Source organism: Streptomyces microflavus (genome assembly GCF_014650075.1).
Lineage (GTDB): Bacteria > Actinomycetota > Actinomycetes > Streptomycetales > Streptomycetaceae > Streptomyces > Streptomyces microflavus.
Map to the genome: position 1 here is coordinate 76,912 of NZ_BMUG01000017.1, position 14,741 is coordinate 91,652.

At 72.6% G+C, this 14,741-nt stretch carries 12 protein-coding genes; 3 read left to right on the plus strand and 9 right to left on the minus strand.

Annotation, left to right across the window (positions count from 1 at the left end; all coding sequences use genetic code 11):
- Nucleotides 1-5 precede the first annotated feature (5 nt).
- The 4 genes from IE264_RS35020 to IE264_RS35035 all read right to left on the minus strand — a co-directional run bounded on the left by IE264_RS35020 (nt 6) and on the right by IE264_RS35035 (nt 3,889).
- Nucleotides 6-404 (minus strand): ectoine synthase, encoded by a 399-nt coding sequence (locus tag IE264_RS35020; RefSeq protein WP_015607780.1) that lies wholly within the window; start codon nt 402-404, stop codon nt 6-8.
- A gap of 81 nt (nt 405-485) precedes the next feature.
- Complete coding sequence (gene ectB, locus IE264_RS35025) at nt 486-1,748, minus strand: diaminobutyrate--2-oxoglutarate transaminase (RefSeq protein WP_032756687.1); 1,263 nt, start codon at nt 1,746-1,748, stop codon at nt 486-488.
- A gap of 195 nt (nt 1,749-1,943) precedes the next feature.
- On the minus strand, nt 1,944-2,474 hold the full coding sequence (gene ectA / locus IE264_RS35030; protein ID WP_078657436.1) for a diaminobutyrate acetyltransferase: 531 nt from the start codon (nt 2,472-2,474) through the stop codon (nt 1,944-1,946).
- A 308-nt stretch (nt 2,475-2,782) separates the two neighbouring features.
- Complete coding sequence (locus tag IE264_RS35035) at nt 2,783-3,889, minus strand: pyridoxal-phosphate-dependent aminotransferase family protein (RefSeq protein ID WP_032756689.1); 1,107 nt, start codon at nt 3,887-3,889, stop codon at nt 2,783-2,785.
- Between the two features lie 152 nt (nt 3,890-4,041).
- Between IE264_RS35035 and IE264_RS35040 the strand changes: the two genes are divergently transcribed.
- Both IE264_RS35040 and IE264_RS35045 read left to right on the plus strand, forming a co-directional pair.
- Nucleotides 4,042-5,118: an amidohydrolase family protein gene (locus IE264_RS35040; RefSeq protein ID WP_032756754.1), complete on the plus strand. Its 1,077-nt coding sequence runs from the start codon at nt 4,042-4,044 to the stop codon at nt 5,116-5,118.
- A gap of 314 nt (nt 5,119-5,432) precedes the next feature.
- Nucleotides 5,433-6,422 carry an SCO1860 family LAETG-anchored protein gene (locus IE264_RS35045; RefSeq protein WP_032756690.1) on the plus strand — a complete coding sequence of 330 codons (990 nt, stop codon included), beginning with the start codon at nt 5,433-5,435 and terminating at the stop codon, nt 6,420-6,422.
- 66 nt (nt 6,423-6,488) lie between these two features.
- Here the strand turns inward: IE264_RS35045 and cobC are convergent, their stop codons facing one another.
- Entirely contained in the window at nt 6,489-8,069 is a 1,581-nt protein-coding gene (gene cobC, locus IE264_RS35050) for an Rv2231c family histidinol phosphate aminotransferase CobC (protein WP_078657438.1), read from the minus strand.
- 170 nt (nt 8,070-8,239) lie between these two features.
- Between cobC and IE264_RS35055 the strand changes: the two genes are divergently transcribed.
- Nucleotides 8,240-8,962, plus strand: a complete 723-nt coding sequence (locus tag IE264_RS35055; RefSeq protein WP_015607773.1) for a ZIP family metal transporter — start codon at nt 8,240-8,242, stop codon at nt 8,960-8,962.
- 33 nt (nt 8,963-8,995) lie between these two features.
- Here IE264_RS35055 and IE264_RS35060 read toward each other — a convergent pair whose 3' ends face one another.
- Genes IE264_RS35060 through IE264_RS35075 form a run of 4 tightly spaced genes read right to left on the minus strand, consistent with a single transcriptional unit; the run spans nt 8,996 to nt 14,704 of the window.
- A complete protein-coding gene (locus tag IE264_RS35060; RefSeq protein WP_032756691.1) occupies nt 8,996-10,348 on the minus strand; it encodes a cobyrinic acid a,c-diamide synthase CobB in 1,353 nt (450 codons plus the stop codon).
- Nucleotides 10,342-10,941, minus strand: a complete 600-nt coding sequence (gene cobO / locus IE264_RS35065) for a cob(I)yrinic acid a,c-diamide adenosyltransferase (protein ID WP_032756693.1) — start codon at nt 10,939-10,941, stop codon at nt 10,342-10,344. Before cobO ends, IE264_RS35060 begins: the two co-directional genes overlap by 7 nt.
- The gene (locus IE264_RS35070) at nt 10,941-12,992 is read right to left on the minus strand and encodes a putative cobaltochelatase (RefSeq protein ID WP_032756695.1); all 2,052 of its coding nucleotides are present in this window, start codon (nt 12,990-12,992) and stop codon (nt 10,941-10,943) included. The genes cobO and IE264_RS35070 overlap by 1 nt, the downstream gene beginning before the upstream one ends.
- The gene (locus IE264_RS35075; RefSeq protein ID WP_032756697.1) at nt 12,989-14,704 is read right to left on the minus strand and encodes a cobyric acid synthase; all 1,716 of its coding nucleotides are present in this window, start codon (nt 14,702-14,704) and stop codon (nt 12,989-12,991) included. The genes IE264_RS35070 and IE264_RS35075 overlap by 4 nt, the downstream gene beginning before the upstream one ends.
- Between the last annotated feature and the right edge of the window lie 37 nt (nt 14,705-14,741).

Genomic DNA, 14,741 nt, shown 5'->3' on the forward strand with positions numbered 1-14,741 from the left:
ACGGTTCAGGCCTCCTCGGTCAGCAGTGGGTAGACACCGTTCTCGTCATGGTCCTCCCGTCCGGTGACGGGAGGGTTGAAGACGCACACGCAGCGGAAGTCGGTCTTGGGCCGCAGGGTGTGGCGCTCGTGCCCGTCCAGCAGGTACATCGTGCCCGGGGAGATCCAGTGGGTCTCGCCGGTCTCGTCGTTGGTGAGCTCGGCCTCGCCCTCGGTGCACAGGACCGCCTCGATGTGGTTCGCGTACCACATGGAGGTCTCGGTGCCCGCGTAGAGCACGGTCTCGTGGAGCGAGAAGCCCACCTTCTCCTTGGCGAGCACGATGCGCTTGCTCTCCCAGGTGCCGGACGCTGACTTCACATGCCGGTCGGTGTTCTCGATGTCACTGAACGATCGGACGATCACGGTGAGCGGTGCCTTTCTCTGGTGCTCCGCCCGGGCCTCGCGGCCCGGGCTTCTCTTCTCGCCTGCCCCGGCAGCGCCGGGTCAGGCCGTCTCGCGGACGCAGCGGGCCAGCGTGCGCAGGCCCTCGTCCAGCTCCTCGGTGGTGATGGTCAGCGGCGGCAGCAGCTTGACGACCTCGCTCTGCGGGCCGGAGGTCTCCAGCAGGAGCCCCAGCTGGAAGGCGCGGGCGCAGACCGCCGAGGCGCGTGCCGGGTCCTGGAACTCCATGCCCCAGACCAGACCGCGGCCACGGAACTGCGCGGTCGGCTCCTCGGCGCAGATGGCCAGCAGCGCCTGCTCGACCTGCTCGCCGCGGGCCCGGGTCTGCTTCTCCATCTGGCCGTCGGCCCAATAGGCGTCCAGCGCGGCGGCGGCCGTGACGAAGGCCGGGTTGTTGCCGCGGAAGGTGCCGTTGTGCTCGCCCGGCTCCCAGATGTCCAGCTCGGGCTTGAACAGGCACAGCGACATGGGCATGCCGTAGCCGCTGATGGACTTGGAGAGCGTGACGATGTCCGGGACGATCCCGGCCTCCTCGAAGGAGAAGAAGCCGCCGGTACGGCCGCAGCCCATCTGGATGTCGTCGACGATCAGCAGCATGTCCTGGCGGTGGCACAGCTCCTGCAGCGCCCGCAGCCACTCGGCGCGGGCGACGTTGATGCCGCCCTCGCCCTGGACCGTCTCCACGATCACGGCGGCGGGCTTGTTGAGGCCGGATCCCTGGTCCTCGAGGAGACGCTCGAACCAGAGGAAGTCGGGGACCGTACCGTCGAAGTAGTTGTCGAACGGCATCGGGGTGCCGTGCACCAGCGGGATGCCGGCCCCGGCCCGCTTGAACGCGTTGCCGGTGACGGCGAGCGAGCCCAGCGACATGCCGTGGAAGGCGTTGGTGAACGAGACGACGGACTCGCGGCCCTTGACCTTGCGGGCCAGCTTCAGCGCCGACTCGACGGCGTTGGTGCCGGTGGGGCCGGGGAACATCACCTTGTACGGAAGGTCGCGCGGGCGCAGGATGACGTTCTGGAACGTCTCCAGGAAGGCGCGCTTGGCGGTGGTCGCCATGTCCAGGCCGTGGGTGATGCCGTCGCGCTCGATGTAGTCGATCAGTGCTCGTTTCAGCACCGGGTTGTTGTGGCCGTAGTTGAGCGAGCCGGCCCCGGCGAAGAAGTCCAGGTAGGTGTGGCCGTCCTCGTCGGTCAGCCGGGCGCCCTGCGCGCGGTCGAACACGGCGGGCCAGCCGCGGCAGTAGCTACGGACCTCCGACTCCAGGGTCTCGAAGACGCTCAGTGCGGGCGGGGTGATGGTCACAGCGGATCTCCTGCGTGAGGGGGTGTGACGGGCAGTGGTCGGTGCTCCCTGCCGCACGGAGGCGGCCGGGACCGCGCCGGGTGGTCGGCCGGCGCGAAAAGTCGTGGGTGACCGGGCGGCGAGGAACCGGACGGCGAGGAACCGGGCGTACGGGTCAGGTACGCCGGGCCGTGAACGGGGGGCTCACAGTGCCGCTCAGGCGGCGAACGGGCCTATCCGGTACAGGACCTCCGGCAGGTGCGTCCCCTCCGGGAACAGCCCCCCGTCGAAGAGGACCTCCTGCTCCAGCGCGACGTCGTGCCGCTGGGCGTAGGACGTGAACAGCCGGTCGGACGCGGTGTTGTCCGGGGTGATCGTCGTCTCGACGCAGGAGAGTCCCTGTTCGGCGGCGACCCGGGCGGTCAGCGCGTCCAGCAGGGTGGCGGCCAGTCCCTTGCCCCGATGCGCCTGGTCGACGGCCACCTGCCAGACGACGAGGGTCTCGGGGCGGTCGGGCCTGATGTAGCCGGTGACGAAGGCGATCGGCTCGCCGTCCTCGCCACGGGCGACGGCGGACGTGGCGGCGAAGTCACGACACCACAGCAGGTAGCTGTACGAGGAGTTCAGGTCCAGGACCTCGGAGTCGCGGGCGATGCGCCAGATCGCGGCTCCGTCCTCCACTCGTGGCGTGTCGATACTGAGGAATTCGCTTCGGGCACGGGCAAAATCTGCTGGTGCGGCGGTCATGCGAATTGAATTTACCCAGCAAATTTCTAAATTGCATCGAGCTGAAGGGTTGGGTGGCGCGCCTCTCTGTGTTATCAGGCGTGCGCGAGAATCCCCCCGATCCGGGCACGATTTCACGCTCTTTGTACCGAATTTTTCGGGCATAACGCTGCCCGTGTGGAGTCGGTCACAGGGTTGTAACTCCTCTGAGACGTGTCCGAATCATGGAGTTCGAGCCCCGAAAAAACTTCTGCGTTTACGGGGCGGGAAAGCGGGCAGAAGAATGCGGGGAGCTGCTTTCGATAAAGCAGCTCCCCGCATTATGAATATCAGCGGCCCGGCCAGGTTTCCGCAACCGCGCGGCGGGCAGCTTCGAAGTCGACCTGCCGGCCCGTATCGGCCAGCGCCGCCCCCAGAGCCGCGAGCGAGGACAGCACCGCGTTCCGCGTCGCATCCGCCCCGTAGTGATTGACCCGGATCATCTCCTTGGAGAGCGCCCCGCCGCCCGCGATCAGCGGCAGCGAGGGCTCCAGCTCCAGCGCCCGCGCGACCAGCGCGGCGGCGTCGGTCCCCGCCGGGGCGCGCAGCGTCGTGGCCACCGGAGCGGCGTCCCGCGCCTGCAGGACGTACGGCTCCAGACCGCCGCCCAGCGCCACCGCGCCCGCCCGGGTCGCCGCGGCCGCCGAGGCGTGGCGGGCCATCACGGTGTCCGGGCCGTTCGCCTCGATCCGCTCCAGACACGCCTCCAGGCCCAGCATCTCCAGCTGCGCCGGGGCGTGCGGCAGCGCCTTGCGGCCGCCGTCGATCCAGCGCTCCTTCCAGTCCAGCAGCGAGAGGTACGAGCGGCGCGGGGCGGCCGGGTTGGCGGCGATCCGCTCCCAGGCCCGCTCGCTGACCGACACCGCCGACACCCCGGCCGGACCGCCCATCGCCTTCTGCGCGCCGATCACGCACAGGTCGACGCCCCAGACGTCCGGCAGCAGCGGCTCGGCGCCCACCGAGGCGACCGCGTCCAGCATGAACAGCGCCCCGTGCGCCCGGACCACCTCACCGATCTCCGCGACCGGGTTGGTGTTGCCGGTCGCCGCCTCCGCGTGCACCAGCGAGACGAAGTCGATCTCCGGGTGCTCGGCGAGCGCCTCGGCGACCTGGGCGGCCGTCACAGCGGTGTGGAAGGGGACCGTGAGGTCGACGACCGTGGCCCCGCAGTCCCGCAGCCAGTTGCCGAAGGTCTGCCCGTACGGTCCGGTGACCACGTTCAGCGCGGTCGATCCGGGCCGGGCGCCGCCGCGGATGCAGCCCTCCAGCGGCAGCAGCGCCTCGCCCTGGGTGATGACGACGTCCTGCTCGGTGGCGAGGAGCGCGGCCACCCGCCGCTCGATGGCCGCGAAGTGCGCGGCGGTCAGCGGGGGGAGGTCGAGGAAGGGGTGCGTCACGGTGGGGCTCTCTCCGGGTCGGGTCGGGCGGGGGCTTCCTTCTGGCCGGGCGGCGGGTCCCGCTCGCGGCCGACGCCCCCCTCGCAGCCTACCGAGGGCCTCGTACAGTGCCGCCTATGAGTGATCAGGTGCGTGACCGGGACGGGCAGCGGGTGCTGCGGGTGAAGGGACGGGTCCTCGTCGGCCCGGACGAGGTGCGCGACGAACTGTGGGCCGTCGACGGGCGGATCACCTACGAGCGCCCGCCCGGCGCGGACCGCGCGCAGACCGTCACGGGCTGGGCGCTGCCCGGCCTCGTCGACGCGCACTGCCATGTGGGCCTGGACCGGCACGGCCCGGTCGACGCGGCGACCGCCGAGAAGCAGGCGCTCACCGACCGGGAGGCCGGGACCCTGCTCATCCGGGACGCGGGATCGCCCTCCGACACCCGGTGGATCGACGAGCGCGAGGACCTGCCGAAGATCATCCGGGCGGGCCGCCACATCGCCAGGACCCGCCGCTACATCCGTAACTACGCCCACGAGATCGAGCCCGGCGACCTCGTCGCGTACGTCGCCCAGGAGGCCCGGCGCGGCGACGGCTGGGTCAAGCTGGTGGGGGACTGGATCGACCGGGACGCCGGGGACCTGACCGCCTGCTGGCCGCGCGGCGAGGTCGAGGCGGCCATCGCCGAGGCGCACCGGCTGGGCGCCCGGGTCACCGCGCACTGCTTCGCCGAGGAGGCGCTGCGCGATCTGGTGGAGGCGGGCATCGACTGCATCGAGCACGCGACAGGACTCACCGAGGAGACCATTCCGCTCTTCGCCGAGCGGGGCGTGGCGATCGTCCCGACGCTGGTCAACATCGCCACGTTCCCCGACCTCGCGGCGGGCGGCGAGGCCAAGTTCCCCCGCTGGTCGGCCCATATGCGGCAGCTGTACGAGCGCCGCTACGACACCGTGCGCGCCGCGTACGACGCCGGCATCCCCGTCTACGTCGGCACCGACGCGGGCGGCTCGCTCGCGCACGGCCTGGTCGCGGGGGAGGTCGCCGAGCTGGTGAAGGCGGGCATCCCGCCCCTGGAGGCACTCTCCGCGACCGCGTGGGGGGCCAGGCGGTGGCTGGGGCGGCCGGTGCTGGAGGAGGGCGCTCCGGCGGACCTGGTCGTGTACGACGAGGATCCGCGCGCGGACGTCCGGGTGCTGGCGGCTCCGCGCCACATCGTGCTGAACGGGCGGGTGACCGGGTGACCGGGTGGAGCGGTGCTGTGTTGACCGGCAGTTACGGACCAGGCCCCGGCTCGTTGATGCACTTCTGCGCACGCTCCGGCGCAGTCGTACGGCGTTCGGCTCGCGCCGTGTGAAACGGGTGACGCCAGGGAACGCACGTGCCGAAATATTCGAATGTGCGCGCGGAAACCCCCCTTTGGGGTGAACTCACGTCAGGTATCCGCCAGTTCACCCTCAGTGCGTAAAGATTCACGGAGTCGAGGCCACCGGTGCACGCGATGTCCCCCATTGACGGCATCCGGTGGCTCCATGTCTCTTGTGGGGGTTCCACCATCTTGAACAGCAACACCTTCCGTCGCGCTGCCCTGGCGGCCGTCGCCGCTCCCGTCGCCCTGTTTGCCGCCGTCCCCGCGCAGGCAGCCCCGGCGACACCCGCCACCGGCGGTGAGGGCAGGGCGAGCGCGGTCGTGCTCCGCACCGGGCTCGACGTCTCGCTCCTCAACAAGTCCGTCCACGTGCCCCTCAAGGTCACGCTCAACGAGGTGCAGGCGCCGGCCAGCGCCGAGAAGACCGCGCTCACCGTGAACCTGGACGGGGTGGCGGGCGGCCGTCCGGTCAGCGTCCTGCGCGCCGATGTGGCCACCGCGAACGCCACCGTCGACAAGAACAAGGCCGAGGGGTACACCAACCTCGCCAAGGCCCGGGTCCATGTGCCCGGACTGCCGCTGCTCTCGCTCATCGAGGTCGAGAAGGTGACCTCCAAGGCGCTCTGCGAGGTCGGCAAGGAGCCCGTGGCGGAGTCGAACGTGCTCGGCCACGTCAAGGTGCTCGGCAAGAAGGTGACGCTCTCCGCGGGCGGGCCCACCCGGGTCGCGGTGCCGGGCGTCGGTGAGGTGAGCCTCGACCTCTCCAGCACGGAGACCACCTCGCGTACGGCCGCCGCGACGGCACTCCGGCTCAAGGTCTCGGTGAACCCGCTCAACCTCAACGTGGCCGAGGTGGAGGGCGACATCACCCTGGCCGAGGCGACCTGCGAGACCCCGAAGGCGCCGAAGACGCCCGAGAAGCCCGAGAAGCCCGAGCAGCCGGGCGGCAGCGACGGCGGTTCCACGGACGGCGGTTCCACCGGTGGTGACACGGGCGGCGACGCCCCCGATGTGAAGCCGCAGACCGGATCCGACGCCGGTAAGGCCCCCACCACGGCCAACCTCGCCGAGACCGGCGGCAGCTCCACCACCCCGTACCTCGCGGGCGGCGCGGCCCTGCTGCTGGCGATCGGGGCGGGCGCCACGGTGGTCGCGCGCAGGCGCGGCAGCCAGGGCTGATCCCGGCCCACCCACAAGGCCCGGGGGCGGCGTTCGTACGACGGAACGCCGCCCCCCGGGGCTCCCTCAGCGCCCGGTCCGCGCGGGCAGCGCCTGGACGGCCTGGTCCAGGGCCTGGAGGAAGCGGTTGGTCGTCGCCCGGTCGCGCACGGCGAGCCGCAGCCACTGCGGCCCGAGCCCCGGGAACGTATCGCCGCGCCGGGCCGCGAAGCCCAGCAGCCGCAGCCGTTCACGGATCTCCGCCGCCCGCTCCAGCTGGACCAGGACGAACGGACCCCGGGCCTCCTCGACCGCCCGCACCTCGCTGAACTCCGCGAGCCCGGCCAGCAGATGGGCCCGGTCCACGGTGATCCGGTCCGCCGCCTCCGCCGCCTCCACCAGCGCCCTCGGCTCCATGCACGCCTCCGCCGCCGCCAGCGCCGGGGACGACACCGGCCACAGCGGCTGCGCCTCGGCGAGCAGCGCGACGGTCTCCGGGTCGGCCAGGACGTAGCCGATCCGCAGCCCGGCCAGCCCCCACGTCTTGGTGAGGCTGCGCAGTACGACAAGCCCCGGGATGTCCGTCCGTCCGCACAACGCCTCGCGCTCGCCCGGCACGACGTCCATGAACGCCTCGTCGACCACCAGCGTCCGCCCCGGTCTGGCCAGCCGCTCCAGCAGGGCCGCCGGGTGCAGCACGGACGTCGGGTTGGTCGGATTGCCGACCACCACCAGATCCGCCTCGTCGGGGACCGCCGCCGGGTCCAGCCGGAAGCCGTCCTCCTCCCGCAGCAGCACCCGCCCCACCCCGTGCCCGGCCGCCCGCAGCGCCGCCTCCGGCTCGGTGAACTGCGGATGCACGACCACCGGACAGCGGGCCGGCAGCGCCCGTGCGATCAGGACGAACGCCTCGGCGGCACCGGCCGTCAACAGGACGCGCTCAACAGGCAGTCCGTGCCGCTCGGCGACGGCCGCCCGGGCCGATGTGCCGTCGGGATAGGCGGCAAGTGAGACCAGGGACGCCGCTATCCGCTGGCGCAGCCACTCCGGTGGTGTGTGGGTACGGACGTTCACGGCGAGATCGGTGAGGTTCTCGCCGCGCACCTCCGCGTCGCCGTGGTGGCGCAGGTCGGGCCCGGCACTCTCGATGTCTCGCGTGGGGGGATGCGTGGGGGGATTCATGGCTGTCATGGTGAACGGCCGGGGGCCTTCCGTCACGAGTGGGGTGGAAGTTTTCTCGCCGGAAACAGGGAATGGCGTGAGGACGGCCGGAAACCGGCGTGCCACCGCGCACGTCGCGAGCCCCTTGCCGCCGGACTTCTCCACCACCAGCTCGTCCGCCTCGATCAGAGCCGCCGCCTCAGCGACCGAGGGCGTCCCCACCGCCCTGTCCGCCGCGTCCGACGGATTCGGCACGCGCACCCCGGCCAGCGCCGCCGCCGGATACGTCACCACCGGGACCCCGAGCCGGGCGGCGGCCCCCACGATCCCCGGCTCGTCCGCCTTCGCGTCGACGGTCGCCACCTCCACCACATCGGCGGTACGCAGCCCCGCCCCGCGCAGCGTCTCCTCGATCAGGCCGAGCACCTCGTCGAGCGGGGCGCCGCGCCGGGCGCCGACCCCGACGACCAGTTTCCGCGCGCCGGGTTCGGGTGTGGGGGTCGTCATGGCGGAGCCTGCCTTTCAGATCACGCGGTGGGGGGTGGAGCTGTGCCGTATACGGTCACGGACCCGGCGGCCGTACGGCTCACGGACCCGGGCGTACGGGTGGGTGCGGGCGACCCCGGTAAGGACACCCTGAGATGCGGCCGGAGGGGTCGATCGACTAGCAAGAGCCCATGGCGGTGTTCGTCGCGCTCGGCGCGTTCCTGATGACTCTGGCCGGCGGCTGGGTCGCGCAACGCGTCACGGACCGCCGCCACCTGGTGCTCGGCTTCGCGGGCGGGCTGATGCTCGGCGTGGTCGGCCTGGACCTCCTGCCGGAGGCGATGGAGGCCGCGGGCGACCCGGTGTTCGGGGTGCCGGCCGCCCTGCTGCTCTTCGTCGGCGGCTTTCTGGTGGCCCATCTGGTCGAGGGGCTGCTCGCCGTACGCCAGGTGGCACACGGGGCGAGCGGCGAACGCGTACCGCAGGTGGGGCTGACGGCGGCCGCCGCGATGGTCGCCCACAGCCTGATGGACGGCATCGCGCTGGGCGCCGCCTTCCAGGTCAGCGGGGCCATGGGCCTGGCCGTCGCGCTGGCGGTGATCAGTCATGACTTCGCCGACGGATTCAACACGTACACCCTCACGAGTCTTTACGGGAACGCCCGCCGCAAGGCGCTCCTGATGCTGTTCGCGGCCGCGGTGGCGCCGGTCGTGGGCGCCGCGACGACGCTGCTGTTCACCCTTCCGGAGGTACTGCTCGGCGGCTATCTCGGATTCTTCGGCGGAGCCCTGCTCTACCTGGCCGCTGCGGAGATTCTTCCCGAGGCACACCACACCCATCCCGCCCGTTCCACCCTTCTCTGCACCATCGGGGGCGTGGGCTTCATCTGGCTGGTCGTGGGCATCGCCGAGTGAGCCCGCGTACGCCCTCGCGTGCCTCTGTGCGCCTCACCGCGCCCGGCAGTGCTCCACGAAGCGGTGGGCCACCGAGGGGGTCGCCGCCCAGTGGGTGTGCAGATAGCTGGCGTGCACGCCCCGCTGGACGTACCCCTCCACCCGCCGCTCCGGCTGGTGCATCCCCCAGGCGGGCGTGGTCCCCGCCCCCGGCTCCAGCACCGTCCGGTGGAACTCGTGGCCCCGCATCCGGGTCCCGGCGGCCGCGAGCGGGCTGTCGGAGACCGCCACCGCCTGCCGGTACCCGAGCGTGAGCCGCTCCGACATCCGGGCCTCGGCGTCCAGCACCCCGCACATGGGCTTCCCGTCCAGCTCCCGCGCCAGATACAGCAGCCCCGCGCACTCGGCCGCCACCGGGGCGCCGCCGACGGCCAGTTCGGTGACCGCCCGCCGCAGCGGCTCGTTGGCCGACAGCTCGGGGGCGTACATCTCCGGGAACCCGCCGCCGATCACGAGCCCCGCCGTACCCGTCGGCAGCTTCTCGTCCCGCAGCGGGTCGAAGACCACGACCTCCGCACCGGCCGCCGTCAGCAGTTCGGCGTGCTCCGCGTACGCGAAGGTGAACGCCGCCCCGCCGGCCACGGCGACGACGGGCTTCATAGCGCCGGGCTCCGGGGCGTACGCCGGCTCCCACGCCTCGTCCGCCAGCGCCGGCGCACTGCGGGCCAGCGCCATCAGCGCGTCCAGGTCGCACCCGGCGAGCACCCGCTCACCCATCGCCCGTACGGCGTCCACCGCGTCGCCCTGCCGCTCGGCCACCGGCACCAGACCCAGGTGGCGCGAGGGCGTGGCGACCTGGGGCGCCCGGCGCAGCACGCCCAGCACCGGCAGCCCTGACTCGTCCAACGCGTCCCGCAGCAGCGCCTCGTGCCGGTCGGAGGCCACCTTGTTCAGGATCACCCCGCCGATCCGCACCTCCGGGTCCCAGGAGGCGAACCCGTGGACCAGGGCCGCCACGGACCGGGACTGCGAGGAGGCGTCCACCACGAGCGCCACCGGCGCCCGCAGCAGCTTGGCCACCTGAGCGGTGGACGCCAGCTCCCCCTGCCCCGAGGCACCGTCGTACAGCCCCATCACGCCCTCGACCACGGCGAGGTCGCACCCCGCCGACCCGTGCGCGAAGAGCGGGGCGATCAGATCCGTCCCGCACATGTACGCGTCGAGATTGCGGCCGGGGCGGCCCGTCGCCAGCGAGTGGTAGCCCGGATCGATGTAGTCCGGGCCCACCTTGTGCGGCGAGACGGCGAGCCCGCGCGCGGCGAAGGCGGCCATCAGGCCGGTGGCGACGGTGGTCTTGCCGCTGCCGGAGGCCGGAGCGGCGATGACCAGACGGGGCACATTCACCACTCGATGCCCCTCTGGCCCTTCTGCCCCGCGTCCATCGGGTGCTTGACCTTCGACATGTCGGTCACCAGGTCGGCGGCCTCGATCAGCTGGTCGGGCGCGTTGCGGCCGGTGATCACCACGTGCTGGGTGCCGGGCCGGTTCCGCATCACCTCGACGACCTCGTCGGTGTCGATCCAGCCCCAGTGCATCGGGTAGGCGAACTCGTCGAGCACGTACAGCTTGTACGTCTCGGCCGCCAGGTCGCGCTTGACCTGCTCCCAGCCCTCGCGGGCCTTCTCCTCGTTGTCGAGCTGGCCGTCCCGCTGGACCCAGGACCAGCCCTCGCCCATCTTGTGCCAGTCGACGGTGCCGCCCTCGCCGCTCGCGCCCAGCACCTTCAGCGCGTTCTCCTCGCCGACCTTCCACTTCGCCGACTTCACGAACTGGAACACCCCGATCGGCCAGCCCTGGTTCCAGGCCCGCAGCGCGAGCCCGAAGGCGGCGGTCGACTTGCCCTTGCCTATGCCCGTGTGGACGAACAGGAGCGGGCGGTTGCGCCGCTGACGGGTGGTGAGCCCGTCGTCCGGCACCGATGTCGGCTGTCCCTGCGGCATTAAGCGGCCCTCCCGGCTGCGGTGACGTCCTTGACGAGCCCGGCGATCGAGTCGGCCCGCAGCTCGTCGAGCGTGACGGCGGTGCCTCCCAGTTCCCGGGCCAACTCCCCGGCGAGACCGAGGCGTACGTACCCCGACTCGCAGTCCACGACGACCGAGGCCGTCCCCTCGGCCCGGTGCAGCCGCGCCGCCCGCCCCGCGAGCGCCACCGGCTCCGGACCACCGGTCGCCCGGCCGTCCGTCACCACGACGAGCAGCGGCCGCCGCGACGGATCGCGCAGCCGCTCCACCCGCAGCACGTCATGGGCCTTGAGCAGCCCGGCGGCGAGCGGGGTGCGCCCCCCGGTCGGCAGTGACTCCAGACGGGAGGCGGCCGCGTCCACGGACGAGGTCGGCGGCAGCGCCACCTCGGCGTCCTTGCCCCGGAAGGTGACCAGACCGACCTTGTCCCGCCGCTGGTAGGCGTCGAGCAGCAGCGACAGCACGGCCCCCTTGACCGCGCTCATCCGCTGCCGGGCCGCCATCGACCCGGAGGCGTCCACGACGAACAGCACGAGGTTGCCCTCACGCCCCTCCCGGGTCGCCTGCCGCAGATCGTCCCGGCGCACCACGAGCCCCCGCCCGGAACGCCCGCGCGCCCGCTGGTGCGGGGCGGCGGCCTGCACGGTCGCGGCCAGATGCAGCTTGGTCAGCGCCCCCTGCGGCCGCCGCGCACCGGTCGTACGCCCGTGCTCGGTACGGGCCCGGGAGCGCCGCCCGGCAGCCCCCTCACCGAGCCCCGGCACGCTGAGCATCTTCGTACGGAACGGCTCGGCGGACGCCACCGGCTGCTGCTCGGCCCCGGCGGACCGCCCGGGCGCGTCGGGAGCGCCCTCGGGAGCCTGGGACGGCGTGTCGTCCGAGCCGCCTTCCCCCTGGGACGGCGTACGGTCCCCGTCGGCCTGCGGCGGTACGCCACCGCCGCCACCTCCGTCGTCGTTCCCGCCCCCATCAGGATCGGGATCGTCGTCGTTCCGCCCCTCGTCGCTCCGCCCCTGGTCCCCGGCGGCCTCGTCCAGGGTCTGGTCGAGCTTGTCCTCGTCCAGGCCCGGCGCGTCGAACGGGTTGCGGCGGCGCCGGTGGGGGAGCGCCAGCAGAGCGGCCTGCCGTACGTCGTCGGCGGTCACCTCCTCGCGCCCGGCCCAGGCCGCGAGCGCGGTCGCGGTACGGGCCATCACGATGTCGGCCCGCATCCCGTCGACCTCGAACGCGGCGCAGGTGGCGGCGATCTGGCGCAGCACGCCGTCGCCTAGGAGTACCTGGGGCAGCAGGGCGCGCGCGGTGGCGATCCGCTCCCGCAGTGCCGACTCCTCCGCGGCCCAGCGCGCGGCGAAGCCCTCGGGATCGTCGTCGTACGCGAGCCGGCGCCGCACGACCTCGACCCGCTCGTCGGTGTCCCGGGACGCGGCCACCTCCACGGTCAGCCCGAACCGGTCGAGCAACTGCGGCCGCAGCTCGCCCTCTTCCGGGTTCATCGTCCCGACCAGCAGGAACCGTGCCGCATGCCGTACGGAGACGCCTTCGCGCTCGACGTACGAGGCACCCATGGCGGCCGCGTCCAGCAGCAGGTCCACCAGGTGGTCGTGGAGGAGGTTGACCTCGTCGACGTACAGGATCCCGCGGTGCGCGTCGGCCAGCAGCCCCGGCTCGAACGCCTTCACGCCCTCCGAGAGCGCCCGCTCGATGTCCAGCGCCCCCACGAGCCGGTCCTCGGACGCCCCGACGGGCAGCTCCACGGTCCGCGCGGCCCGCGACACACCGGCGGCGTCCGCGTGCGGCCCATCAGGACACGCCGGATCGGGGGAGCCGGGATCACAGGAGAACCGGCACCCCGGCACGACGGAGACCTCGGGCATGAGCGCGGCCAGCGCCCGGACGGCGGTGGACTTGGCGGTCCCCTTCTCGCCCCGCACGAGCACACCGCCGACGGCCGGACTGACAGCGTTCAGCAACAGCCCGAGCCGCAGGTCGTCCTGCCCGACGATCGCGGTGAAGGGATACGGCGTACTCACTTGGCCTCCTGGTCGACATGAACAACAGCAATCTCAGGCCCGGCGGACCGGCCCACATCAAGCCCCTGGGGCTTCGCTTCCGCATCAGGCCCGTGGGACTTCCGGGCTTCTCCCAGTGCCTCCGGGCGAGCCATTTCAAGCCCCTCCGGCGATTGAGGAGCGGGGTCCGGGGCAGCGCCCCGGCTCTCCGCCGCACCCGGCACGGCGGGCGGCGCCCCCGGCGGCACGAACGGCAACCCCCCAGGCGCACCCCCCTCGATCAACCGCCACAACGCATCCGTATCCGCATGCTCCTCCACCAGATCCCCCAGCCGATCCAGCTGCTCCTCCCGCAACACCCCGAAACTCGTGTCCGGCGCAGGAACGAACCGCCGCCCGGCGGCCCGCGCCACCTCCACCAGGAACCGCCGCCGGAACCCGTCGCTCTCCAGCGACCCGTGCCAGTGCGTCCCCCACACTGCCCCCACCCGGCACCCGTCCAGGAACGGCTCCCCGCCCCGCACATCGGCCACCCCGTGATGGATCTCGTACCCCTCCACCGGCTCACCCAGCGCCGAACCCACCGGCCGCGCCAGCGTCTTGGCCCGGTCGAAGCGCACCCGTACCGGCAGCAGCCCGAGCCCGTCCACGACCCCGGCCCGCGACTCCACCTCGTCCTCGATCCGCTCCCCGAGCACCTGGAACCCGCCGCAGATCCCCAGCACCGGCCGGCCCTCCGCCGCCCGCCGCACCAGCGCGTCCGCGAGGCCCCGCTCCCGCAGCCAGGCCAGCGCCTTCACCGTGCCGCGCGTGCCGGGCACGATGACCAGGTCCGCGTCGGCCAGCTCGTCGGCCCGGTCCACGAACCGCACGACGACACCCGGTTCGGCGGCCAGCGCGTCCACGTCCGTGAAGTTCGACATCAGCGGCACCGCGCAGACCGCCACCCGCAGCACCTCCTCGCCGTGCGGGGGAGCCACGACCGACTCCCGCACCGCACCCCGCATGGAGACCCGCAGGCCGTCCTCCTCGTCGATGCCGAGCCCGTGGGTGAACGGCAGCACCCCGTACGTCCGCCGCCCGGTCAGCCCGTACAGCATGTCCAGGCCCGGCTCCAGCAGCGAGACGTCACCCCGGAACTTGTTCACCAGGTACCCCGCGACCAGCGACTGGTCCTCGGCGCTCAGCAGCGCAGTCGTCCCGAAGAACGAGGCGAAGACCCCGCCCCGGTCGATGTCCCCGACCACCAGCACGGGGAACTTCGCGGCCCGCGCGATCCCCATGTTCACGATGTCCGTGCGCCGCAGATTGATCTCGGCGGGGCTTCCGGCCCCCTCGCAGATCACCGCGTCATAGGTCGACCGCAGCTGCTCCAGGCAGTCGGTGACCGTCCCGAGCAGCGCCTCCTGCCGGCCCCCGTGATAGCCCCGGGCGCTCATCTCTCCCACCGGCTTGCCCATCAGGACGACCTGGCTGGACCGGTCGCTGCCCGGCTTCAGCAGCACCGGGTTCATCAGCGCGGTCGGCTCCACGCGGGCGGCCTGCGCCTGCATGGCCTGGGCGCGCCCGATCTCCGCGCCCTCGCGGGTGACGAAGGAGTTGAGGGACATGTTCTGCGCCTTGAAGGGCGCGACCTTCACGCCCCGGCGCACCAGCCAGCGGCAGATGCCCGCCGTGACGACACTCTTGCCCGCGTCCGATGTGGTCCCCGCGACCAGCAGCCCGCCACCCATGCCCGCTCCCGTTCCCGTACCGCGTTCTCCGGACCCG

Coding starts and splice junctions, on each gene's coding strand:
- ectA (WP_078657436.1), bottom strand. CDS start 2,474: ATGACCGCCGCACCAGCAGATTTTGCCCGTGCCCGAAGCGAATTCCTC.
- cobC (WP_078657438.1), bottom strand. CDS start 8,069: ATGACGACCCCCACACCCGAACCCGGCGCGCGGAAACTGGTCGTCGGG.
- IE264_RS35055 (WP_015607773.1), top strand. CDS start 8,240: ATGGCGGTGTTCGTCGCGCTCGGCGCGTTCCTGATGACTCTGGCCGGC.
- cobO (WP_032756693.1), bottom strand. CDS start 10,941: ATGCCGCAGGGACAGCCGACATCGGTGCCGGACGACGGGCTCACCACC.
- IE264_RS35075 (WP_032756697.1), bottom strand. CDS start 14,704: ATGGGTGGCGGGCTGCTGGTCGCGGGGACCACATCGGACGCGGGCAAG.